The following is a 23977-nucleotide window of genomic DNA, read 5'->3' as shown; positions in this document are numbered from 1 at the left end:
TCACTTCCTGGGGGAGGGGACCGGCAGGCGGTGCACCAGCTCGGTGACCACCTGCTCGGGACGGCGCCGCTCGACCTGGGCCTCGGCGGTCGGCAGCAGCCGGTGCGCGAGGACCGGCACGGCGAGGTCCTGGACGTCGTCGGGGACGACGTAGTCGCGGTCGTCCAGCGCCGCGTAGGCCCGCGCCGCCCGCACCAGGTGCAGGGTCGCGCGCGGGGAGGCGCCGAGCCGCAGCTCGGGGTGCCCGCGGGTCGCGGTGACCAGCTCGATCGCGTACTGCCTGACCGACTGCGCGACGTGCTGGGCGCGCACCACCTCGATCAGGTCGCGGACGTCGCCCGCGTTCGCCACCGGGGACAGCCGGTCCAGCGGGGACGCCTGGCCGTGCGCGTCGAGCATCTCCAGCTCGGCCGCCGGGTCGGGGTATCCCATCGAGATGCGGGCGGTGAACCGGTCGCGCTGCGCCTCCGGCAGCGGATAGGTGCCCTCCATCTCCACCGGGTTCTGCGTGGCGATCACCATGAACGGGCGCTCCAGCCCGTAGGTCGTGCCGTCGACCGTGACCTGGCGCTCCTCCATGCACTCCAGCAGCGCCGACTGGGTCTTCGGGGACGCGCGGTTGATCTCGTCGCCGACCACGATGTTGGCGAACACCGGGCCCGGCTTGAACTCGAACTCGCGCATCTCCTGGTTGTAGGCGCTCACCCCGGTGATGTCGCTCGGCAGCAGGTCGGGCGTGAACTGCACGCGCCGCACCGAGCAGTCGACCGAGCGGGCCAGCGCCTTGGCGAGCATCGTCTTGCCGACACCCGGCACGTCCTCGATCAGCAGGTGCCCCTCGGCCAGCAGCACCGTCAGCGCGAGCCGCACCACCTCGGGCTTTCCCTCGATCACCGACGCGACCGCGTCCCGGATCTTGTTGGCGACCTGCGCGAGCCCGTCGAGCCCGCGGCCCGGCCCCGGGCGGCCGTCGCCGCCGCTCGGCGAGGGGCGCCGGGGCGCCGGGGGGTCCGCCTCCATGAACGACTCGCCGTGCGTGCCTACTGCCACCAAACCCTCCTCAGCCGTCCCGGCCGCGTGGTCCGCCCGAGGGCCCATGGACCTGGACCCGCCCCGCGGTCGGGGCCGGGCTCCCGGCGAGCCGGTGCGGCGCTCGCTGTGCGCCCGCCCAAACGACAGTACGTTGTCGCAACGCCGTCCGCGATGTTCGTGGGAAACGGGAGCCCATTGTGCTCCACATGGGTGACGATCTTGGAATCGGCGACCCGGCGCCTTCTTCCACCCCGCCGTTCGGGAACCGTTCATCTCCCGACTCACCTCACGACGCGCGCCCGCGCGAAAACGTGACACGCGCGTTCTGATCCGTCCTGCCGTCAGGTGGGGCTTGACACGGCACGCAGAGGGGGCCCGTGCGCGCCCCACCTCACACCACCCGGTCTGACCTGCGCTTTTCTTCTCGATCTCGTGGTGTGGAGCGTGTTTTCCTTGTTGACGGTGGGGAAGAGTGGAGTAGAGTGGGGCGCCGTGGGGAGCAGTAGCGCCCCATGCGGCGCGGGAGGTGGGGCCGGTGTTTCTCGGCACCCATTCGCCGCGCCTCGACGACAAGGGACGACTGTTCCTGCCGGCGAAGTACCGCGAGGAGCTGTCGGGGGGATTGGTGATCACGAAGGGCCAGGAACGCTGCCTGTACGTCTTCCCCATGGCGGAGTTCCAGCGCATCACCGAGGCTCTGCGTGCGGCGCCGGTCACCGAGCGGGCCGTTCGCGCCTACAGCCGCGTCTTCTTCGCCAGCGCCTCCGACGAGACGCCCGACAAGCAGGGCCGCGTCACGATCCCGCCGCCGCTGCGCACCTACGCGGGCCTCACCCGCGACTGCGCGGTCATCGGCGCCAACACGCGTCTGGAGATCTGGGACGCGCACGCCTGGGAGTCCTACCTCGAACAGGAGGAGCAGGCGTTCTCCGACGTCTCGGAGGAGGTGTTGCCAGGGATCCTCTGAGACACGACTCGTCGGTCCGATGACCGGCACTGGCCCACGTTCGGCCAGGTCTCCAGCCGCTCTCCGAGCCAGCTGGCGCAGCTTCCCCGGTGCCAGACGGCGACCCCCCGCGCGAAAAACGCGGTGATCTTCCTCTAGGGCAGCGGATGGGGACCTGGCCGGGCGAGGCCGCCGCCGGGGGAGCGGGACGGTCAGGGCCGGCGATGCCACACAGTCCGCGAGCGAGGTGGCAGCACCGCAGGGGGGTGGAACGATGGGCGTGGGAGAACACGCGTCCGGGCCCGGTCACGTACCGGTCATGCTCGGTCGCGTCCTGGAACTCCTCGCACCGGCCGTGGCGGCCGCCGCCACGCGCGATCCCGGGCGCGACCCCGTGTACGTCGACGCCACCCTCGGCATGGGCGGGCACGCGGAGGCGATGCTGAAGGCCCACCCTTCCCTGCGCCTGGTCGGCCTCGACCGCGACACCACCGCGCTGGAGCGCTCCGCCCGCCGGCTCGCCCCGTTCGGCGACCGGGTGCGGCTGGAACACGCCGTCTACGACGAGATCCCCTCGGTACTGCGCCGGCTCGGCCTCCCCGCGGCCGACGCCGTCCTGTTCGACCTCGGCGTCTCCTCCCCGCAGCTCGACGAGGCCGACCGCGGCTTCGCCTACTCCTACGACGCCCCGCTCGACATGCGCATGGACCGCACCCAGGGCCCCACCGCCGCCGAGGTGGTCAACGGCTACCCCCCCGCCGCGCTGGCGCGGATCCTGCGCGAGTACGGCGAGGAGCGCTTCGCCCAGCGGATCGCCTCGGCGATCGTCCGCGAGCGCGAGCGCGAGCCGCTGGAGTCCACCCGCCGCCTCGCCGACCTCGTGCGCGCCAGCATCCCCGCAGCGACGCGCCGCACCGGCGGCAACCCCGCCAAGCGCACCTTCCAGGCGCTGCGCATCGAGGTGAACGGCGAGCTGGACGTCTGGCGCCGGGCGCTGCCCGCCGCGCTGGGCGTCCTGCCGGTCGGGGGCCGGGCCGCCGTGCTCAGCTACCACTCCCTTGAGGACCGCGTCACCAAGCAGGTCCTCGCCGCCGAGGCGGCCGACAGCACCCCGCCGGACCTGCCCGTCCCGCTGCCCGAGCACGAGCCGCGGTTCCGGCTCCTGACGCGCGGGGCCGAGCTGCCGTCCGACGAGGAGACCACGACCAACCCACGGGCCGGATCGGCGCGGTTGCGCGCCGCCGAGCGGGTCCGGGAGGCGACATGACCACGACGACCAGAAAACCGCCGGGTTCCGCGCCGCAGCCCAGGGCACGCCCGGAGCGCCGGTCCCGCAAGCGGCGTCCCGCCGCGCCCGCCCAGGACCCGGCACAGGACGGCAAGCCCACGGGCACGGCCGCCAATGCGCCGTCGAAGGCGCCGTCGAAGGCGCCGGGCAAGCCCGCGCCCGCGAAGGCGCCGGGCAAGGCTCCGGCCAAGGCTCCGGCGAAGAGCGCGTCGAAGGCGGCCCCGGCCAAGGTCGCGGCCGCGAAGAGCGCGCGGAAGAAAGGCGCGGGACGCGCCGCGCGAGGGCGCGCCGCGTCCCACACGCCGCCGCGCGCCCCGTTCGTGCTGCTCATCGTCGGGCTGCTCGGCGGCGCGCTGGTGAGCCTGCTGCTGCTCAACACCGTGCTCGCCAAGGACGCCTTCACGCTGACCCGGCTCCAGCAGAGCAACAAGCTGCTCGAACAGCAGCGGCAGGCCCACCAGGCGCAGATCGCGGCCGAGGGCTCGCCCGAGTCGATCGCGGAGAAGGCCGAGGCGATGGGGATGCGCAAGCAGACCGAGCTGGCCTTCATCGACGGCCGCACCGGCCGCACCAGCGGCGCCCGCATCCGTCCCGTGCCGCAGTCGGCCGCCGCGTCGGCGGGCGCCGCGAGCATGATCGGCATCCCGGGCACGATCGTGCCCGGCGACCCCCGCGCCGTCGGCGCCCCGTCCGGGACGGGCGCGCCGTGACGGCCCGTGACCGCGCCCGTGACCGTGCCCGGGAGCGGGTGACGCGGTGAGCAAGCGGCCGGGAGGCGGCACCGGCGGCCCCCCGCCCGGACGCCGGGGCGGCAACACGCCCCGCCCGTCCGGCGGGCGCGCCGACGGCGGCGCCGGACGGGCGGGCGGCAAGGGCGGCGCGTCCCGCCGCCCCGCCCGCACCGGCATCGTCCCCCCGCCGCGCAAGGGCGCCAAGCCCGCGGGGCCCGCCGCGGGCAAGCCCGCCGCCCAGAGCGCCAAGGACGCCAAGGACCCCAAGGAGGCCAAGCGGCCCCGGGAGCCCAAGCCGTCCTCGGGCGGCGCGGCACCGAAGGGCCGGGCCGCCAAACCCGCCAAGGCCGAGCCGGCCAAACCCGCGAAGCCTCCCAAGGCCGCCAAACCTCCCAAGGCCGCCCAACCGAAGCCCGCCGCGGGCACGAGGACGACCGCGAAGCCGAACGCCAACGCGAGCGGCAGGGCCGGTAACAGAGCGAGCGCGGCCCGGGCAAGGTCGCGTCAGGAGGGCGACGGCCCGCGTCCGCCGCGCCGCGCCACCGGATCCGGGTCCGGGCGGCGGCCGCCGCGCCGCCCGATCGCCCGCGTCCCCTTCCGCCGCCGCGACCCGCTCAAGCGGCTGAACATCGGGCTGCTCGTCGTCGCGTTCGTGCTGTCGCTGTTCGCCGGACGGCTCGTCCAACTCCAGACGATCGAGTCGAACCGCTACACCGAGAAGGCGATGCGGCAGCGGCTCCAGCGCATCGACCTGCCCGCCGTCCGCGGTGAGATCACCGACGCGCAGGGCAACGCGCTGGCGATGACGGTGGAGGCGCGCGCGATCTTCGCCGACCCGTTCGTGATCAAGCCGGAGCGGCGGCAGGCGATCGTGAGCGCGCTCGCCCCGACGCTCGGGCTCAACCCGTCCTCGGTGATGAAGGCGATCAGCAAGCCGAACTCCCGGTTCGTGTACCTCGCGCACGGCGTCCGGCCCGACCAGGCGCGCCTGATCATGTCCTGGAAGTTCCTCGGAATCGGGACACTCCCGGAATATCGCCGCGAATATCCCAACAAGTCGCTGGGCGCGAGCGTCATAGGGTTCGTGAACGGTGAGGGCGAGGGCGCCGCCGGGCTGGAGCACTCGATGAACGGCGTGCTCGCCGGACGGCCCGGCTGGCAGCGGGTGGAGATCAGCCCCGAGGGCCAGCACATCCCCATGGGCGAGGACCAGAAGCGCCCGTCGGTGCCCGGCCGGGGAGTCCGCCTCACGCTGATGCGCGACATGCAGTTCGCGGCGCAGCAGGCGATCGAGAAGCAGGTCAAGGCCACCGGCGCGCGCGGCGGCACCGTCATCGTCATGGACCCGCGCGACGGGCGGCTGCTCGCGATGGCCTCGGCGCCCGGCTACGACCCGGGCGACTACGCGCGCTCGGCGCCCGGCCGGTGGGGGAGCCCGCTGGTGCAGGACGCCTACGAGCCCGGCAGCACCGGCAAGGTCGTCACCGCCGCCGCCGCGCTGGAGAAGGGCGGGGTCACGCCCCAGACGGTGTTCGACGTCCCCGACCGGATCCGCAAGTACGACACGATCTTCAAGGACTCGCACCCGCACGCCCCCGAGCGGCTCACCTTCGAGGGGGTGCTGGCCAAGTCCAGCAACGTCGGGACGATCCTGGCGAGCGAGAGCATCTCCTCGCAGCAGCTCTACCAGACGCTGCGCGACTTCGGGTTCGGCCAGAAGACCGGCCTGCCGCTGCCGGGCGAGACGGCCGGGCTCCTCCAGCCGCCGGCCAGGTGGTCGGGCACCGACCGGTACCCGATCGCGTTCGGCCAGTCGATGTCGGTGAACGCCGTCCAGATGGCGAGCGTGTACGCGACCATCGCCAACGGCGGCGTCCGCGTCGCCCCGACCCTCGTCGAGGGCACCTTCGAGGGCACCGCCGGCGAGAGCGAGAAGTTCACCCCGGCCGCCGCGCCCGCGCGCAGGCAGGTGATCAGCGCGGACACCGCGCGCAAGATCAGCGACATGCTGGAGGGCGTCACCACCGACGAGGGCACCGCGCCGAGCGCGCAGATCCCCGGCTACCGCGTCGCGGGCAAGACCGGCACCGCCGAGATCCCCAACCCGCGCTGCCACTGCTACAAGGGCGGCGGGTACATCGCCTCGTTCGCGGGGTTCGCGCCCGCCGACGACCCGCGGCTCGTCGTGCAGGTGGTCCTGCAGGACCCCAAGCGGGGCAGCCACTATGGTGGCGTTGCGGCCGCGCCCGTCTTCAAGGACGTGATGACCTTCGCCCTGCAGACCCAGAAGATCCAGCCGACGGGCAGCAGGCCGCCGATCGCCAAGATCTACGCCGGAGGCTGAGCCCAGCGAGTACCCTCCTCGCCGTGAGTTCACGTCCGGTGTCCCCGCATTCCCGTTCAGTACGCGACGAAAGAAACGCCATGCGCCCATCCACCAATCCGGCCCGTCCGCTGACCGGGCTCGCGGCGCTACTCGGCATCGAGCGGAGCGACTGGAGCGACATCTGGGCCGATGTCGCCGCGACGGGCATCACCCACGACTCGCGCGCGGTCCTGCCCGGCGACCTGTACGCCGCGCTGCCCGGGGCGCGCGCCCACGGCGCCCAGTTCTCCGCGCAGGCCGCCGAGGCCGGCGCCACCGCGATCCTCACCGACCCCGACGGCTACGACGCGGCGGTCGCCACGGGCCTGCCGGTGCTGGCGGTCGCGAACGTCCGCGCCCACCTCGGCGCCGCCGCCGCGTGGGTGTACGGGGAGCCCGCCCGCGACCTGCTGCTGATCGGCGTCACCGGGACGAGCGGCAAGACCACCTCGGTGTTCCTGCTGGAGTCGGGCCTGCGCGCCGCCGGGATCGAGACCGGGCTGGTCGGCGGCGTGGAGATCCGGGTCGGCGGCTCCCGGGTGCGGAGCGCGCTGACCACCCCCGAGGCCACCGACCTGCACGCGCTGTTCGCGACGATGCGGGAGCGGGGCGTCGGCGCCGCCGCGATGGAGGTCTCCAGCCACGCCCTCGCGCAGGGACGCGTCGGCGGCGCCTACTACGACGTCGCCGTCTTCACCAACCTCTCCCAGGACCACCTGGACTTCCACGCCACCATGGAGGACTACTTCGCCGCCAAGGCGAAGCTGTTCACCCCCGAGTACGCGCGGGTCGGCGTGGTCAACCTCGACGACCGCCACGGCCGGGTGCTGATAGAGACCGCCGCCATCCCGATCACGACGTTCTCGGCGACCGGCGACCCCGCCGCCGACTGGCGGGCCGAGGACGTGCGGATCGGCGCGGACGGCAGCGTCTTCCGCATCGTCGGGCCCGGCGGGATCGAGGCCGACGCCGCCGTCCAGCTCGCGGGGCCCTTCAACGTCGCCAACGCGCTCGCCGCGATCGTCGCGCTGGTCGAGGCGGGGATCGGGCTGCCCGCGGCGGTGCGGGGGGTCGGGTCGCTGCCCGGGGTCCCCGGCCGGCTGGAGCGCGTGGACGAGGGCCAGGAGTTCGTCGCGCTCGTCGACTACTCCCACAAGCCCGGCGCCGTCGAGGCCGTCCTCACCGCGCTGCGCCGGGTCACCGAGGGCGACCTCGTCGTCGTGCTCGGCTGCGGCGGCGACCGCGACCGCGGCAAGCGCCCGCTGATGGGCGAGGCCGCCGCCCGGCTCGCCGACAAGGCGTACTTCACCAACGACAACCCGAGGTCGGAGGACCCGCTCGCGATCCTCGCCGCCATGGTCGAGGGCGGGCTGAAGGTGCCCGCCGCGCAGCGGGCCCACATCGTCGTCGAGCCCGACCGCGCCGCCGCCATCGCGCTGGCGGTCCGCCGGGCCCGCCGGGGCGACGTGCTGGTCGTCGCGGGCAAGGGCCACGAGCAGGGCCAGTACGCGGCGGGCGAGATGCATCCGTTCGACGACCGCGAGGTCGTCCGCGAGGCGCTGCGGCGGCGCGCGGAGGGAACCAGAGGGGACGGGGCGCAGGCGTGATCCCACTTCCGCTGTCGACGATCGCGGAGATCACGGGGGGCACCCTCCACGGCCCCCCGGACGCCGTGGTGGGCGGTCCCGTGGTCATCGACTCCCGCGCGGTCGTGCCCGGGGCGCTGTTCGCGGCGTTCGAGGGCGAGCGCGCCGACGGGCACGCGTTCGCGCCCGCCGCGCTCGCCGCCGGAGCCGCCGCGGTGCTGGCGCGGCGCCCGGTGGAGGGCCCGGCCGTGGTGGTCGACGACGTCCAGGAGGCCCTCGGACGGCTCGCCCGCGGCGTGCTGGAGCGCCTGCCCGGCGTGACGGTCATCGCCGTCACCGGCTCGGCGGGCAAGACCTCCACCAAGGACCTGATCGCGCAGGTCGTGTCCCGCGCGGGCCCGACCGTGTGGCCGCCCGGGTCGTTCAACAACGAGATCGGGCTGCCGCTGACCGTGCTGCGCGCCGACGCGCGGACCCGCTACCTGGTGCTGGAGATGGGCGCGCGTGGGATCGGCCACATCGCCTACCTCACCGGGATCGCCCGTCCGGGCGTCGGCGTCGTGCTGAACGTCGGCACCGCGCACGTCGGGGAGTTCGGCGGCCGGGAGAACATCGCCGTCGCCAAGGGCGAGATCATCGAGGCCGTGCCCGAGGGCGGGACCGCCGTCCTCAACGCCGACGATCCGCTGGTGGCCGCGATGGCGCCCCGGACGCGGGCGAAGGTCGTCACGTTCGGGCGCTCGCCCGCCGCGACCGTCCGCGCCGCCGGGGAGACCCTCGACGAGCGGGGCCGCGCCCGGTTCACGCTGGTCACACCCGAGGGCGCGGCGCCGGTCGCGCTGCGCCTGTACGGGGCGCACGCCGTCGCGAACGCGCTGGCCGCGGCCGCCGCCGCCCGCGCCGCGGGCCTGCCGCCGGACGAGGTCGCCGAGGCGCTGTCGCGGGCCGAGCCCGCCAGCCGCTGGCGGATGGAGGTCGCCGACAGCGGCGACGGCGTGACCGTGGTCAACGACGCCTACAACGCCAACCCCGACTCGACCCGCGCCGCGATCGACACGACCCGCCACCTCGCCCGCGACCGGCGGGCGTTCGCGGTCCTGGGCGAGATGGCCGAACTGGGCGCCGCGTCCGTGGCGGAACATGCCAAGATCGGACAGCATGTCGCGCGCAGCGGGTTCGCCGGCCTCGTGGTCGTCGGCCCGAACGCGGCGGCGATGGCCGAGGGGGCCGGGCAGGTGGCCTCATGGACGGGAGAGTGCGTACAGGTGGATGACGTCGGCGCGGCCGTGACCGCGCTCAGCGAGCGGCTCAGGCCGCGAGACGTCGTGCTGGTGAAGGGCTCCCGCGTCGCCGGGATGGAACGGGTGGCCGAGGCGATCCTCGCCGGCCGCGCCGGGGAGGCCGCCCGATGACCAACATCATCCTCGCCGCGGGGGTGGCGCTGGTCTTCGTGATGGTCGGCACCCCGGTGTGGATCCGGATCGTCAACCGGCTGGGCTACGGCCAGATGATCCGGGACGAGGGCCCCGAGGCGCACCTCACCAAGCGAGGCACCCCCACGATGGGCGGGACGGTCTTCATCGTCGGCTCGCTCGTCGGCTACGCCGCCGCGCACCTGTTCACCGGCGACGAGCCGACGATCTCGGGCGTGCTGGTGCTGTTCCTGATGACCGGCCTCGGGCTGGTCGGGTTCGTGGACGACTACATCAAGGTGTTCAAGCAGCGCAGCCTCGGCCTGCGCAGCGGCGCCAAGATGATCGGCATCATCCTGGTCGGCGTGGTCTTCGCGATCGCGTCGCTGAACTTCCCCAACGGGTACGACATCACCCCCGCCGACCCCCACCTGTCGTTCCTGCGCGACTTCGGCCCCTCGATCGGCCCGTACCTGTTCGTGGTGTGGGCGCTGCTGCTGATCGCGGCCATGTCCAACGGCGTGAACCTGACCGACGGGCTCGACGGCCTCGCCGCGGGCCCGGCGGGCATGGTGCTGGCCGCCTACGTGATCATCGGGAACTGGCAGCTGCGCAACAGCTGCGCCTACGCCCTCGCCCCCAACTGCTACAGCGTCCGCGACCCCCTCGACCTCGCGGTGGTCGCGGCGGCCGTGCTCGGCGGCGTGTTCGGCTTCCTGTGGTGGAACGCCCCGCCCGCCAAGATCTTCATGGGCGACACCGGCTCGCTGGCCCTCGGCGGCGTGCTGGTCGGCCTCGCGATCCTCACCCGCACCCAGTTCCTGCTCGCGATCCTCTGCGGGCTGATCGTGATGATCACCCTGTCGGTGATGATCCAGGTCGGCGGGTTCAAGATGACCGGCAAGCGCGTGTTCAAGATGGCGCCGCTCCAGCACCACTTCGAGTTGTCGGGCTGGGCCGAGACCACGATCGTCGTGCGGTTCTGGCTGATGTCGGCGCTGTTCGTCGCGATCGGCATCGGCCTGTTCTACCTGGAATGGATGCCGAAGAAATGACCACCCGTCCCTGGGACGGCCTCGACGTCGTCGTCGCCGGCCTCGGCGTGTCGGGCCGCGCCGCCGCCCGCGCGCTCGCGGCCCGGGGCGCCCGCGTCACGGCCGTGGAGGCCCGCGACGACGACGAGCGCCGGAGCGCCGCCGCCGAGCTGGAGGAGCGCGGCGTGGCCGTCCGGCTCGGCGACGGCGAGAGCCTTCCGGCGGGCACCGACCTCGTCGTCACCTCGCCCGGCTGGCGGCCGGACGCGCCGCTGCCCGCCGCGGCCGCCGCCGCGGGCGTGGAGATCATCGGCGAGGTCGAGCTGGCCTGGCGGCTGCGCCCGGCCGAGGGCGCGGCGCCGTGGCTGGCCGTCACCGGCACCGACGGCAAGACCACCGTCGTGCGGATGCTCGCGTGCATGCTCACCGCCGCGGGCCACGACGCGCTCGCGGTCGGCAACGTCGGGACGCCGATCGTCGAGGCCGTCGACCAGCCGCACGACGTGCTGGCGGTCGAGCTGTCCAGCTACCAGCTGCACTGGTCGAGTTCACTGGCCCCGTACGCGGCGACCGTGCTGAACGTCGCGCCTGACCACCTCGACTGGCACGGCACGATGGACGCCTACGTCGCCGCCAAGGCGAAGATCTTCGCGGCGGGCGCGATCGCGGTCCACAACGCCGACGACCCCGTCTCCACCTCCCTGGCGGCGGGCGCCGAGCGCCGCGCGGGCTTCACGCTCCAGGTGCCCCGGCCGGGCGAGCTGGGCGTCGTGGAGGAACTGCTCGTCGACCGGGCCTTCACCGCCGACCCGCGGCGGGAGGCCGCGGAGCTGGCGGCGCTCGCCGACGTCCGGCCGTTCGCGCCGCACAACGTCGCGAACGCGCTCGCGGCGGCGGGCCTCGCGCGCGCGTTCGGGGTGCCGCCCGAGGCCGTCCGGGACGGGCTGCGCGCGTTCGTGCCCGACCCGCACCGCATCCAGCACGTCGCCGACGTCACCGGCGTCGCCTACGTCAACGACTCCAAGGCGACGCAGCCGCACGCCGCCGCCGCCTCGCTCGCCGCCTACGAGCCGGTCGTGTGGATCGCGGGCGGCCTCCTCAAGGGCCTGGACGTCGACGACCTCGTCCGCGACTGCGCGCCGCGGCTGCGCGGCGTCGTGCTGATGGGCCGCGACCGGCACCGGCTCGCGGAGGCGCTCGCGCGACACGCCCCGGATGTCCCGGTCGTGGACGTCGCCGACACCGACACTGGGGCCATGGACCGCGTCGTCACCGAGGCCGCCGGGCTCGCCCGCCCCGGCGACACCGTGCTGCTCGCCCCCGTCGGGGCCTCCTTCGACATGTTCGCGAACTACCCGGCCCGGGGGGACGCCTTCATCGCCGCCGTCGAGCGGCTCGCCGGGACCGCGCGGCGGCGATGACCGCCGCGACCGCGCAGGAGGAGGAGGGCCGGCGGGCCGGCCCGCGCGAGCAGGTCGCCGCCGCCGTCGGGCTGCTCGACCGCCCGCTCACCTCCTACTACCTGGTGCTCGGCTGCTCGGTGATGCTGCTGGCGCTCGGGCTGACCATGGTGCTGTCGGCCTCCAGCGTCAAGCAGCTCCAGGAGACCGGCTCGGCCTACACCCTCTTCCAGAAGCAGGCGATCTGGATGGCGATCGGGCTGCCCGGCATGTGGCTGGCCTCCCGGCTGCCCGTCCGGACGTTCCGCGCCCTCGCCTACCCGCTGCTGCTGCTGTCGATCGTCGCGCTGGCGCTGGTGCTGATCCCCGGGCTCGGCCGCAGCGCGGGCGGCGCGACCCGCTGGATCAGCTTCGGGCCGCTCCAGATCCAGCCGTCCGAGCCCGCCAAGCTCGGCCTCGTGCTCTGGGGCGCCGACCTGCTGGCCCGCAAGGAGCGGCTCGGCCAGCTCACCGAGTGGCGGCCGCTGCTCGTCCCGCTGCTGCCCGGCGCGGGCATGCTGGTGCTGCTGGTCATGCTCGGCAACGACCTCGGCACCACGCTCGTGCTGCTGACGATCTTCCTGGCGCTGCTGTGGGTCGTCGGCGCGCCCGGACGGCTGTTCCTCGGCATCGCCGGGCTGGTGTGCCTGCTGGTGTCGATCCTCATCGTCGTCGAGCCGTACCGGATGCAGCGGCTGACCGGCTTCCTCGACCCCGCGGGCAACCAGCTCACCAGCAACTACCAGGGCCGGCAGGGGCTGTTCGCGGTCGCCTCCGGCGGCTTCTTCGGCACCGGCCTCGGGGAGGGGCGCGCCAAGTGGGACTACCTGCCGCACGCCGAGACCGACTTCATCTTCGCGATCGTGGCGGAGGAGTTCGGGCTCGTCGGCACCCTCGTCGTCCTCGGGCTGTTCGGGCTGCTGTCCTACGCCGGGCTCCGGATCGCCCGCCGGGTGAAGGACCCCTTCACCCGGCTCGCCGCCGCGGGCGCGACGGCCTGGCTGGTCGTCCAGGCCATCGTCAACATCGGCGCGGTCATCGGGGTGCTGCCCATCACCGGTATCCCGCTGCCGCTGGTGTCCTACGGCGGATCGGCGCTCATCCCGACGCTCCTGGCGCTCGGGATGCTGCTCGCCTTCGCCAAACGCGAGCCCGGGGCCAGGCAGGCACTCTCCGCACGGGGCCCCGGACCGGTCGTGAGGGCTCTAAGCTGGCTGGGCCTGGCACGGCGTTGAGACCCCCTCCGGGGTGCCGGCGGACCCGGCGCCCGCGAAAGCCGTCCCGCGCGCCGCGGGGCGCGGCACCCGAGAAGACGAGCACGCCGAGTCGAACACGCCGAGTCGAACACGTTGAGCCGGAACACGCTGAGTCGAACACGCTGAGGAGTTGTCAACGAGCATGAGGGTTGTCCTGGCCGGCGGCGGCACCGCCGGACACATCGAGCCCGCGCTGGCCCTGGCCGACGCGCTGCGCCGCAACGACCCGAACGTCGGGATCACCTGCCTCGGGACCGAGCGGGGCCTGGAGACCCGACTCGTCCCGCAGCGGGGCTACGAGCTCGCCCTGATCCCCCCGGTGCCGCTGCCGCGCACGCTGACCCCGCAGCTGCTGTCGGTCCCGGGCCGGCTGCGCGGCGCCATCAACGCGGCGGCCTCCGTCCTCGACCAGGCGCAGGCCGACGTCCTGGTCGGCTTCGGCGGCTACGTCGCCACCCCGGGCTACCTGGCCGCCCGCAAGCGCAAGGTACCGATCATCGTGCACGAGGCCAACCCCAAGCCCGGCCTCGCCAACAAGCTCGGCGCCCGCTTCACCGACCACGTGGCCGTCTCGCACTCCGACTCGACGCTGCCGAACGCGACGTTCGTCGGGATCCCGCTGCGCCGCGAGATCGCCGCGCTCGACCGGCTGGCGATGGGCGACAAGGCCCGCTCCTACTTCGGGCTGCTGCCCGACCTGCCCACGCTGCTGATCTTCGGCGGCTCGCAGGGCGCCCGGTCGCTCAACCAGGCCGCGGTGGCCGCCGCGCCCTACTTCCGGCAGGCGGGCATCCAGGTCCTGCACATCGTCGGGCCGAAGAACACCGAGGAGCCCGAGCCCTCGTCCGGCGGCCCCCAGTACGTCACGATCCCCTACTGCGACCGGATGGACCTCGCCTACGCCGCCGCCGACATGGCGATGTGCCGCGCGGGGGCGATGACCTGCGCGGAGCTCGCCGCGGTCGCGCTCCCGGCGGTGTACGTGCCGCTGCCCATCGGCAACGGCGAGCAGAAGCTCAACGCCGAGCCGATCGTCGCGGCGGGCGGCGGGATGCTGGTCGACAACGCCGAGCTGTCGCCCGACTGGATCGCGCACAACCTGCTGCCCGTGCTCGCCGACCCGGGCCGGGTCGCGCACATGTCCGAGCAGGCCGGGCGGATGGGCCGCCGGGACGCCGACGTCGCGCTCGCGCGGATGGTGTACGCCGTGGTCGGCGCGGCGGGCGCCGCCCGATGAGCCTGATCGGTCCCGGCGAGGTCGTGCCGGCGGGGGACCTCGGCCGCGTCCACTTCATCGCGATCGGGGGCGCCGGGATGTCGGGCATCGCCCGCATCATGCTGCGCCGCGGCATCGCGGTGTCGGGCAGCGACGCCCGCGACTCCGCGCTGCTCGGCCAGCTCGGCGAGCTCGGCGCCGAGGTCTTCGTCGGGCACGACGCCGCGCACGTCGGCGAGGCCGACACCGTGGTCGTCTCCACCGCGATCCGCGAGGGCAACCCCGAGCTGGTCGCCGCCCGCGAGCGCGGGCTGCGCGTCCTGCACCGCTCGGCGGCGCTCGCGGCGCTGATGGCCGGGCGCCGCGCCGTCGCGATCGCCGGGACGCACGGCAAGACCACGACGACGTCGATGCTGACGGTCGCGCTGCAGCACGCGGGCGCCGACCCGTCCTACTGCATCGGCGGGCAGCTCGTCACGACCGGGCTCGGCGCCGACGAGGGCACCGGGGACGTGTTCGTCGCCGAGGCCGACGAGAGCGACGGCTCGTTCCTGATGTACAGCCCGCACGTCGCCGTCGTCACCAACGTCGAGGCCGACCACCTCGACAACTACGGCGGCTTCGACATGGTCAAGGAGAACTTCGCCAGGTTCGTGGAACGTATCGAACCGGGCGGCACCCTCGTCGCGGGCGCCGACGACCCGGTCGCGGTGCGGCTCGCCGAGCACGCGCGGGCGCGCGGGCTGGACGTCCGCACCTACGGGGAGGCCGCCGACGCCGACCTGCGCGTCACCGGCTTCACCCCGCGCGGCCTCGGCTCCCGCTTCGACATCGAGGGCGTGGGCGAGGTGCGGCTCGGCGTCCCGGGCCGCCACAACGCGCTCAACGCGACCGCCGCCGTCGCCGTCGCGCAGGCCCTCGACCTGGACGAGGAGGCCGTGCGGGTGGGCCTCGCCACGTTCGGCGGGGCGATGCGCCGGCTGGAGCCCAAGGGGTCGGCGGGCGGCGTCGAGGTGTTCGACAGCTACGCCCACCACCCGACCGAGCTGACCGCCGACCTGGAGGCGACCCGCGACTACCTCGGCGAGAAGGCCGCGGGCGGGGGCCCCTCGGGCCGGATCGTCGCGGTCTTCCAGCCGCATCTGTACAGCCGCACCCGCTTCTTCGCCGCCGGGTTCGGCGCCGCGCTCGGGCTCGCCGACGTCGCGGTCGTCCTGGACGTCTACGGCGCCCGCGAGGACCCCGAACCCGGCGTGACCGGCGCGCTCGTCGCCGACGCCGTCCCGGACGGGACGCGGGCCGTGTACGCGCCCGTCCGCGACGAGGTGCCCGCGATCGTCGCGGGTCTGGCCCGCCCCGGCGACGTGGTCATCACGCTGGGCGCCGGCGATGTCACCCAGCTCGGCCCGCTGATCCTGGAGCGCCTCGCGGCGTCGTGACCTGCGCGGACGTGACAACACGCCGGGGCGCCCGCGATGGGCGGTCCGCGGCGGGATCGCTGCCAGGCTGGGGGCATGACTGCCCTCCCGCCCGAGACCGAGACCGAGACCGGGACCGGCGAGCGGCCGGAGACCGGTGCGGTCGGCGCGGATCCGGCGCCCCGGGGCCGGCGGCGCCCGAGCCGGTGGAAGGCGGCGTTCGCCGCCCTGCTCGTGCTGGGCGTGCTCGCCGCCGTCACGTGGGTGCTGCTGGGCTCGCGGCTGCTGGTCGTGCGGGACGTCGAGGTCAGCGGGGCGCGGCTCGTCCAGCCCGACCGGGTCGTCGCGGCGGCGGGCGTCCGGCTGGGCGTGCCGATGGTGCGGCTCGACACCGGTGCCGTGCGGGCGCGGGTCGAGGGGCTGCGGGAGGTCGAGTCGGCGCGGGTCGAGCGGCGCTGGCCGGCGACGGTCCGGGTCATCGTGCGCGAGCGCGTCCCGGTGGCCGTCCTGCGGCGGGGCGGCTCCTACCAGCAGATCGACCGGTTCGGCGTCACGGTCGTCGAGGGCGCGTCCCGGCCGGCGGGGCTGCCGACGCTGACCGTCGCCTCGCCCGGCCCGTCGGACCCGGCGACGCTCGCGGCGCTGCGCGTCCTCACCGACCTGCCCGGACGCCTGCGGACGCGGCTGACCGACGTGGCCGCCACCGGGCCCGGCGACGTCGTCCTGCACCTGTCGGACGGCCCGGTCGTGGTGTGGGGCCCCGCGGAACGGGCGGCGGAGAAGGTCCGGCTGCTGGAGGCGCTGCGGCGCACCGCGGCGGGCCGCGCCGCCCGCACCATCGACGTCAGCTCGCCCGAGGTCGTCACGACGCGGTGAACCCGAGCACGCGGTTCCGGGGCCGGTGCGTGTGTCGGGGCGATTCCGGCCGTCCGATGGGGCACGCTGGAAGCGGTCGGCCGGACGGACCGGCACGGCGACGCGTGTGAGCGGCGAGGCGAACCTCGGGCGAGCACCGGCGCGAACATCGATCAGGAGGGCGGGAAGCGCGATGAGCGGCAGAAGTTCCGCAGAAGTTCCCGTGCCAACCAGGGCAACCCGGCGCCAGTGCGACACGCCGGTGGACTTCGGGGGAGGTTAGTTGACCCTGGCGGTTAGGCCGCCCTACTGTCCGTATCAGTCCTCAGGTTGACATAACTGTAAGCCTCAAGTTGAGGGTGAGGGTTGTCGACGGCTCCCGGCACCGTGCCAGGACCGTCCGGCCCCGCCAGAAGTGCACACAGGTCAGGAACACCGCGGCGGCACGGTCGGCAGACCGGGCAGGGCGGTCGGATAGAGCGGAAAGGCCCCTCGTCGTGGCAGCACCGCAGAATTACCTCGCGGTCATCAAGGTCGTCGGCATCGGCGGCGGCGGCGTCAACGCCGTCAACCGGATGATCGAAGAGGGACTCAAGGGCGTCGAGTTCATCGCGATCAACACGGACGCCCAGGCGCTGCTGATGAGTGACGCCGACGTGAAGCTCGACGTGGGCCGCGAGCTCACCCGGGGCCTCGGCGCCGGGGCCAACCCCGATGTCGGCCGCAAGGCCGCCGAGGACCACCGCGAGGAGATCGAGGAGGTCCTCAAGGGCGCCGACATGGTCTTCGTCACCGCGGGGGAGGGCGGCGGCACCGGCACCGGCGGCGCGCCCGTGGTGGCCAACATCGCGCGCTCGCTCGGCGCGCTGACGATCGGCGTGGTCACCCGCCCCTTCAGCTTCGAGGGCAAGCGCCGCGCGATGCAGGCCGAGGCCGGCATCGAGACGCTGCGCGACGAGGTCGACACCCTCATCGTGATCCCCAACGACCGGCTGCTGTCGATCTCCGACCGGCAGGTCAGCGTGCTGGACGCCTTCAAGGCGGCCGACCAGGTGCTGCTGTCCGGTGTCCAGGGCATCACCGACCTGATCACCACGCCCGGCCTGATCAACCTCGACTTCGCCGACGTCAAGTCCGTGATGTCCGGCGCCGGGTCGGCGCTGATGGGCATCGGCTCGGCGCGCGGCGACGACCGCTCGGTCGCGGCCGCCGAGATGGCGATCTCCAGCCCGCTGCTGGAGGCCAGCATCGACGGCGCCCACGGCGTGCTGCTGTCCATCTCCGGCGGCTCCGACCTCGGCCTGTTCGAGATCAACGAGGCGGCGCAGCTGGTGTCCAACGCCGCCGCGCCCGACGCCAACATCATCTTCGGCGCGGTCATCGACGACGCCCTCGGCGACGAGGTCCGGGTCACGGTGATCGCGGCGGGCTTCGACGAGGGACGTCCGGACAAGCCCGCCCCCGAGCCCGAGAGCCGCAGGCTGCCCCCGCCGCCTCGGCCCACGCCGCCGCCGGCCGCCCCGCCGAACCCGATCCCGAGCCGGGTCGGACGCTCGGAGACCGGCGCCGCGGCGCAGCCGACCGCGCACCAGCAGTCGGTGGCGCAGGCCGCGGCCGCGCCGCACGCCTCCGCCCCGTCCCCGCCCCGGCCCGCCGACCAGGCCGGACGCGCGCAGCCGCCCGCGGGCCAGGGCGACGAGCGCGCCGCTGGCGGCACGCGCGGCGAGCCCGCCCGCGCCGAGCCGCCGGTGCCGCCGCCCCCGGCGCCGCTCCCCGCGCCCGTCCCGCCCGCCGACCGCGACGCGGGGGAGCCCGGCGCCCGCACGCCGCCGCGCCCGGCACCCGAGTCCCCCTCCCGCGTCCACGCGGGCGAGAACGACGGCGGCCCCGCCACCGGCGAGCGCCGCCGTCCCGTCGTGTTCGAGGACCCCGACGACCTCGACGTCCCCGACTTCCTGAAGTGATCACACCCGTCGCCCTGGGCGACGGCGTCGGCGCCGGGTTCACCGCCCGCGCCGGCGGCGTGAGCGAAGCCCCCTACGACACCCTCAACCTCGGCGGCGCGGTCGGCGACGACGCCGCGGCCGTGCGCGCCAACCGGCGGCGCGCCGCCGCCGCCCTCGGCATCGACCCCGACCGCACCGTCTGGATGCGGCAGGTCCACGGCGCCGACGTCGTGCACGTGACCGCCCCCGAGCTGCCCGACCCGGTGGACGCGGTCCTCACCACCGTCCCCGGGCTCGCCCTCGCCGTCCTCGTCGCCGACTGCGCGCCGGTCCTGCTCGCCGACCCCGTCGCGGGCGTCGCCGGCGCCGCGCACGCGGGGCGCCCCGGCACCGCCGCCGGAGTCGTCCCCGCGCTGGTGAAGGCGATGTGCGGACGCGGCGCCGACCCGTCCCGCATCCGCGCCGCGATCGGCCCGGCCGCGTGCGGCGGCTGCTACGAGGTGCCCGAGGCGATGCGCGCGGACGTCGCCGCCGTCGTGCCCGCCGCGTACGCCACCACGTCCAAGGGCACCCCCGGGCTCGACATCCGCGCGGGGATCGTCGCGCAGCTCGCCGCCGAGGGCGTCACCGGCGTGCAGGTCGACCCGCGCTGCACCATCGAGGCCCGCGACCTCTTCTCCTACCGCCGCAACGGACGCACCGGACGTTTCGCCGGCTACGTCTGGCTCAGGGAAAAAGGCGCGTGACTCCGCGCCTCCCCGGTGCCACCCTTGAGCGGGGCTCCGGGGAGCGCGGCGCGCTCCGGCCGTCCGGCGGCGGCCGGGCGGTCAACCGAGCGGGCGATCGGGTGGGTCGCGACACACCCGCGGGTCGCTACGGCGTTGCTCGGCGGCCGACGGGCAATCGTCAGGTAATGTCCCCCCAGTGGTACCTGCCGGAAAGCGTGCCACGTTGTCGAACAGCCCAGTCGGATCAGTCCAACGGCGGCCGGACGTGCCGGACGCCGCGGCCACAGGAGGGGCGTATGGCCAGCGCGATGCGCAAGATGGCGGTCTACCTCGGCCTCGTGGAGGACGACCGCTACGACGACGACAAGTACGGCAAGTACGACGACTACGACGAGTACGAGGTCTACGACGAGGAGACCGACACCGGTCAGGGCCGTCGCCGCGAGGACGAATCCGGCGGTCAGCTTACCCGAGCCGAGGACGGCGCGGACCGCGATCGCGAGCATCACGCACCGTCCCCCGTCGAGCGACGCTCCGTGGCACTCTACGAGTCCGGTACCACCGACCTCGCGCGTATCACTACGCTGCACCCTAGGACCTACAACGAGGCAAGGACCATCGGGGAGCACTTCCGGGAGGGCACGCCGGTGATCATGAACCTGACCGAGATGGTCGACAGCGACGCCAAGCGTCTGGTCGACTTCGCGGCTGGTCTCGTGTTCGGCCTGCATGGGAGCATCGAGCGTGTTACGAACAAGGTGTTCCTCCTGTCACCCGCCAACGTGGAGGTGACGGCGGAGGACAAGGCCCGGATGGCAGAACGAGGGTTCTTCAACCAAAGCTGACAGCCACAAGCGAGAGTGTCCGTGAACATCGTTGGACTCGTACTGCAGTACGTGCTGTACTTCTTCCTCCTTTTCCTCATCGGGAGGTTGATCCTGGAAGTCCTGCAGTCGTTCGCCCGGCAGTGGAAGCCGACCGGGGTGGTGCTGGTGATCGCCGAGGCGGTGTACACCGTCACCGATCCGCCACTGAAACTCCTCAGGCGCTTCATCCCGCCGCTCCGTCTGGGTAACGTGGCGCTGGACCTCAGCTTCACCTTCCTCATCCTTGTGGTCTGGGTCATGATCATCTTCGTGCAGAGGCTCTGATCGGATACCGTCCTTTGGGGACAGACTCCAAGCGCGCCAAGGAGACGAACATGCCGCTGACACCCGCCGATGTGCGGAACAAGCAGTTCAGTACCACCAGGCTGAGGCCGGGGTACGACGAGGAGGAGGTGGACGCCTTCCTCGACGAGGTCGAGGCCGAGCTCGACCGCCTCATCCAGGAGAACGAGGAGCTGCGGGCCAAGCTCGCCGAGTGCCTGCGCGGCAAGGTCCCCGCCATGGCCGCTCCCATCGTGGAGCCCAAGCCGGACGTGCAGAAGATCCCCGAGCCGCCGCGCCCCGAGCCGCAGCCCCAGCCCGAGCCGGAGCCCGTGATGGGCGGCCTCGGCATGGCGCCCGCCTCCACCGGCGAGGACAACATGGACACCGCCGCGCGCGTGCTCGCGCTGGCGCAGCAGACCGCCGACCAGGCGATCGCCGACGCCCGGCGCGAGGCCGACGAGACGCTCGGCCGCGCCCGCCGCGAGGCCGAGGAGATCCTCGGCAAGGCGCGCCGCCAGGCCGACCAGATCGTCAGCGAGGCCCGCTCGCGCGCCGAGGCCCTCGACCGCGACGCCCAGGAGCGGCACCGCCAGGTCATGGGCTCGCTCGTGCAGCAGCGCGAGGAGCTCGAACGCGAGGTCGACCACCTGCGCGCGTTCGAACGCGAGTACCGCAGCCGCCTGAAGGTCTACCTGGAGGGCCAGCTGCGCGACCTGGAGGCGGGCAGCACCGAGACCGGCGCGTTCGCCGCCGTCCCCTCCCCGCCGCAGCAGACCGCCCCCCAGGCGGGTCCGCAGACCGGCCCGCAGGGCGCCCTTCCCCACGCCGAGAACCGCAACGGCGCGGGCGCCACGACGGCCAGCCCGTTCCCGCCGCCCGCCGAGCCGGCCCAGCACCAGCAGGTCCAGCACTCGGCGACCGGCGCGTTCCACTCGGGCGGTGGCGACAACCCGCCGCACGAGAGGCGCTGACGCGGGCGCCGCAGGCGATAGGGTCGTGCCGACCGCCACGCGCGTGACGGCAGCGCCGCCGTCCAGCGGCGCCGGCGGGCCGACCACCGGGCCCACGCGGCCCGGAGCCGAGCGGCTTGAACGAGGGGGAGAGACCCTGTGATCATCCTGAGTGGCGTCCTCGTCGTGGTGGCGATCGCCCTGCTCGTGGCGGGCATCGTCGCCGGCAACGGAGACAGCGCCCAGGTCTTCGGCCTGGACGCGCTTACGGTGATCTACATCTCGATCGCCGTGAGCACGGTCTCCGCCGTGTGCCTGATCGTCGGGGTGGTCCTGCGGCGCAAGGAGCTCTTCGGAGCGGGGGCCCCGGCCTCCGCGAGCCGCAAGCAGGGCTCCAAGCGCAAGCGTCCGGCTCCTCCCGCCGCCGTCCCGGCCACGCCCCCGGTCCCGGCCGCGGCCAAGCCCCCGGTACCGGCCGCCATGCCCCCGGCGGAGCCGGCCGACGACGCGCCGGAGATCCCCGGCCCACCGGTCGACGTCCCCGAGGACGCCGTGGTGTTCGTCGTGCGCGGCCGCAAGCGCTACCACCTGGACACCTGCCGGCAGCTCGCCGGGCGGGACACCGAGGAGCTCACCTACGCCGAGGCCAAGGAGGAGGGGTTCAGCCCCTGCACCGCCTGCATGCCCGACACCGCACTGGCGGCGCGCGCCGCGGTGTCGGTCACCGCGCCCAAGGACGGCGCGCCCCGGGCGGAGCCTCGCAGGTCCGACCTCACCCGGCCCGACCTCACCAAGCCCGCCGGCGGCCTCCCCGCGGCGTCCCACGCCGACAACGGCCTGTCCGGTCTCGCCAAGCCCGCCCCGGCGCCGGCGCCCTCCCCTTCACCCTTCGCCGCGCCGGCCCCGTCGCCGGGCCTCGACCAGACGGCCGAGATCCCGCGCACCGAGCCCGCCGCGCCCGCCGCGCCCGCCCCGGCGAAGGCCGCCTGGTCCATCGACCCGAAGCCGGACGGCAGGCCCTCCGAGCAGGCGACGGTGACCGACCTCCCCACGGTCACCGAGCCCCCCGAGGCCGAGCCGGAGGACCGGGCCGAGCCCGAGCCCGAGCCGGACACGCCCGAGCCGGAGGCGCCCGAGCCCGCGGCGCCCCGCCCCCGTGACGCCGACGACGAGCACGCACCCCGGCACGCCGCGGACCCCGTCCCGGTGGACGAGCCCGAGCCCGCCACGGCGGACGCCGACGAGCCGCCCGCCGGCGAGGCCGCCGACACGCCCGGCGGCGCGTCCACCGACGCCCCCGACGACGCCTCCGACGAATCCGGCGACGCGTCCGACGGTGACGGCTCGCAGGTGCGCATCCTCAGCGGCACCAAGCGCTACCACCGCACCGACTGCGCGCTCATCGAGGACATCGGCGACGACGCCGACGACCTGGAGTCGCTCTCCCGCGCCGAGGCCAAGGCCCGAGGCTGCACCCCCTGCCTCGTCTGCCAGCCCGATCGCGCTGTGTCCATTTAAGGCCCGGCCCAAGGGGGCTCGCCTGGCGGCTGTGTTAATGAAGCCCCGGCCCAAGGGGGCTCGCCTGGCGGCTCGCCCCCTTGACCGCGCCTTGGGCGGGCGCGGCATCGCTTCGCGATCTTCCCGGTGGGGGCTCGCCTCCGGCTTCGCCCCCACCGGTCAGCTACGCGCCCGCGTGAGGGGTGGGGTCGTCGCGCGGACTGGGGCAAAGCCTTGCGTGTTTCCTTGGAGCTGTGGGACGGCCCTGGCGCGTTCGGGCTTCAGCGCTTGGTGGGATCAGGTTCGGCGGTGGCGTTCGGCGCGGAGTTCGCGTAGGCGGTCGCGGCGCTCGTCGCGCAGCTCGCGGCGGTGTTCGCGGTGCCGGAGGTGTTCGGCGTGGCGGTCGAGGTGGCGCTGGTGGTGCTCCTCGTGCCGGCGGCGGCGGCCGTTCGTCTCGCCCACCTCGCGGCGCTCGACCGAGACGCCGCCGAAGGCGACGAAGCCGGCCAGGCGGATGACGGGGGCGTCCGGGTCGAGGGTGTCGTCCTCGGCGCAGTCGGTCCCGCCGAAGACCGCCGTCAGGGACGGCAGCACCCGCACGCCCGGCGGGACGGTGATGTTCACGCCGCCGAACAGGCAGGTGATGGTGAGCGTCACCTCGCGGCGGCTCAGCACGGCCTGGCGGAAGTCCAGGTCGGCGCCGCCGAACACGCACGCGACCGTGGTGTTCTCCTCGACCAGCCAGCGGCCCTTGCGCTCCACGCCGGAGAACACCGCCGCGAGCGTGGACGACTGCGGCAGGGGCGGCGGGAGCGGATCCGGCTTGCGCAGGTCCACCCGGGGCACCTCGGCGGACGGCAGGTCGCTCAGCACCGGCTCCAGGTCGGCGTAGGTCTTGGCGGCGTAGACGGCGTCGATGCGCTCGGCGTGCTCCTCCGGCGTGATGCGGCCCTCCGCCAGGGCCTCGCGCAGCCGGTCGGCGACCTGGTCGCGGTCGGCGTCCGAGGCGCGCATCCGCGCGGGGGAGGTGGGGTCGGAGGGCTGCTCGGGAAGGTTCACCCCGCCATCATCTCAAACGCGATGTGTCGCGAAAAAGCCCTACACGGATGTTGGGCCCCGCCGTCGTG

At 74.3% G+C, this 23977-nt stretch carries 20 protein-coding genes; 18 read left to right on the top strand and 2 right to left on the bottom strand.

What is annotated here, in order from left to right:
* Entirely contained in the window at positions 1–1020 is a 1020-nt protein-coding gene (locus GNZ18_RS34855; protein ID WP_156221053.1) for an AAA family ATPase, read from the bottom strand.
* 547 nt (positions 1021–1567) lie between these two features.
* Here GNZ18_RS34855 and mraZ point away from each other — a divergent pair.
* The 18 genes from mraZ (at position 1568) to GNZ18_RS34765 (ending at position 22871) form a co-directional block, all read left to right on the top strand.
* On the top strand, positions 1568–1999 hold the full coding sequence (gene mraZ / locus GNZ18_RS34850) for a division/cell wall cluster transcriptional repressor MraZ (RefSeq protein ID WP_214617821.1): 432 nt from the start codon (positions 1568–1570) through the stop codon (positions 1997–1999).
* Positions 2000–2252: 253 nt separating this feature from the next.
* Positions 2253–3245 (top strand): 16S rRNA (cytosine(1402)-N(4))-methyltransferase RsmH, encoded by a 993-nt coding sequence (gene rsmH / locus GNZ18_RS34845; RefSeq protein WP_156220940.1) that lies wholly within the window; start codon positions 2253–2255, stop codon positions 3243–3245.
* The gene (gene ftsL / locus GNZ18_RS34840; RefSeq protein WP_156220939.1) at positions 3242–3976 is read left to right on the top strand and encodes a cell division protein FtsL; all 735 of its coding nucleotides are present in this window, start codon (positions 3242–3244) and stop codon (positions 3974–3976) included. Before rsmH ends, ftsL begins: the two co-directional genes overlap by 4 nt.
* 601 nt (positions 3977–4577) lie before the next feature.
* On the top strand, positions 4578–6341 hold the full coding sequence (locus GNZ18_RS34835) for a peptidoglycan D,D-transpeptidase FtsI family protein (protein WP_446678414.1): 1764 nt from the start codon (positions 4578–4580) through the stop codon (positions 6339–6341).
* A gap of 80 nt (positions 6342–6421) precedes the next feature.
* Complete coding sequence (locus tag GNZ18_RS34830; protein WP_156220938.1) at positions 6422–7969, top strand: UDP-N-acetylmuramoyl-L-alanyl-D-glutamate--2,6-diaminopimelate ligase; 1548 nt, start codon at positions 6422–6424, stop codon at positions 7967–7969.
* Complete coding sequence (locus tag GNZ18_RS34825) at positions 7966–9360, top strand: UDP-N-acetylmuramoyl-tripeptide--D-alanyl-D-alanine ligase (protein ID WP_214617825.1); 1395 nt, start codon at positions 7966–7968, stop codon at positions 9358–9360. The genes GNZ18_RS34830 and GNZ18_RS34825 overlap by 4 nt, the downstream gene beginning before the upstream one ends.
* Entirely contained in the window at positions 9357–10415 is a 1059-nt protein-coding gene (gene mraY / locus GNZ18_RS34820; RefSeq protein ID WP_156220937.1) for a phospho-N-acetylmuramoyl-pentapeptide-transferase, read from the top strand. The genes GNZ18_RS34825 and mraY overlap by 4 nt, the downstream gene beginning before the upstream one ends.
* Positions 10412–11815, top strand: a complete 1404-nt coding sequence (gene murD, locus GNZ18_RS34815; RefSeq protein WP_246251050.1) for a UDP-N-acetylmuramoyl-L-alanine--D-glutamate ligase — start codon at positions 10412–10414, stop codon at positions 11813–11815. The genes mraY and murD overlap by 4 nt, the downstream gene beginning before the upstream one ends.
* Positions 11812–13068: a putative lipid II flippase FtsW gene (ftsW, locus tag GNZ18_RS34810; RefSeq protein WP_156220935.1), complete on the top strand. Its 1257-nt coding sequence runs from the start codon at positions 11812–11814 to the stop codon at positions 13066–13068. The genes murD and ftsW overlap by 4 nt, the downstream gene beginning before the upstream one ends.
* Before the next feature lie 163 nt (positions 13069–13231).
* Positions 13232–14326 (top strand): undecaprenyldiphospho-muramoylpentapeptide beta-N-acetylglucosaminyltransferase, encoded by a 1095-nt coding sequence (gene murG, locus GNZ18_RS34805; RefSeq protein ID WP_156220934.1) that lies wholly within the window; start codon positions 13232–13234, stop codon positions 14324–14326.
* On the top strand, positions 14323–15744 hold the full coding sequence (gene murC / locus GNZ18_RS34800; RefSeq protein ID WP_156220933.1) for a UDP-N-acetylmuramate--L-alanine ligase: 1422 nt from the start codon (positions 14323–14325) through the stop codon (positions 15742–15744). The genes murG and murC overlap by 4 nt, the downstream gene beginning before the upstream one ends.
* 75 nt (positions 15745–15819) lie before the next feature.
* Positions 15820–16599, top strand: coding sequence for a cell division protein FtsQ/DivIB (locus GNZ18_RS34795; RefSeq protein ID WP_156220932.1), 780 nt, complete (start codon positions 15820–15822; stop codon positions 16597–16599).
* Between the two features lie 476 nt (positions 16600–17075).
* Complete coding sequence (gene ftsZ / locus GNZ18_RS34790; RefSeq protein WP_312874906.1) at positions 17076–18542, top strand: cell division protein FtsZ; 1467 nt, start codon at positions 17076–17078, stop codon at positions 18540–18542.
* Positions 18539–19270, top strand: coding sequence for a peptidoglycan editing factor PgeF (pgeF, locus tag GNZ18_RS34785; protein ID WP_312874905.1), 732 nt, complete (start codon positions 18539–18541; stop codon positions 19268–19270). Before ftsZ ends, pgeF begins: the two co-directional genes overlap by 4 nt.
* Before the next feature lie 278 nt (positions 19271–19548).
* The gene (locus GNZ18_RS34780) at positions 19549–20097 is read left to right on the top strand and encodes a cell division protein SepF (RefSeq protein WP_156220930.1); all 549 of its coding nucleotides are present in this window, start codon (positions 19549–19551) and stop codon (positions 20095–20097) included.
* 21 nt (positions 20098–20118) lie between these two features.
* A complete protein-coding gene (locus tag GNZ18_RS34775) occupies positions 20119–20403 on the top strand; it encodes a YggT family protein (protein ID WP_214617831.1) in 285 nt (94 codons plus the stop codon).
* A gap of 50 nt (positions 20404–20453) precedes the next feature.
* The gene (locus tag GNZ18_RS34770; RefSeq protein WP_156220929.1) at positions 20454–21374 is read left to right on the top strand and encodes a DivIVA domain-containing protein; all 921 of its coding nucleotides are present in this window, start codon (positions 20454–20456) and stop codon (positions 21372–21374) included.
* Between the two features lie 138 nt (positions 21375–21512).
* Entirely contained in the window at positions 21513–22871 is a 1359-nt protein-coding gene (locus tag GNZ18_RS34765) for a hypothetical protein (RefSeq protein ID WP_156220928.1), read from the top strand.
* A 276-nt stretch (positions 22872–23147) separates the two neighbouring features.
* Here GNZ18_RS34765 and GNZ18_RS34760 read toward each other — a convergent pair whose 3' ends face one another.
* Positions 23148–23909, bottom strand: a complete 762-nt coding sequence (locus GNZ18_RS34760; protein ID WP_312874904.1) for a DUF1707 SHOCT-like domain-containing protein — start codon at positions 23907–23909, stop codon at positions 23148–23150.
* Between the last annotated feature and the right edge of the window lie 68 nt (positions 23910–23977).

The sequence above is a fragment of the Actinomadura litoris genome (assembly GCF_009733595.1).
Lineage (GTDB): Bacteria > Actinomycetota > Actinomycetes > Streptosporangiales > Streptosporangiaceae > Spirillospora > Spirillospora litoris.
The sequence above is the reverse complement of the archived record's forward strand: the minus strand, read 5'-3'. Positions and strand labels throughout refer to the sequence as shown.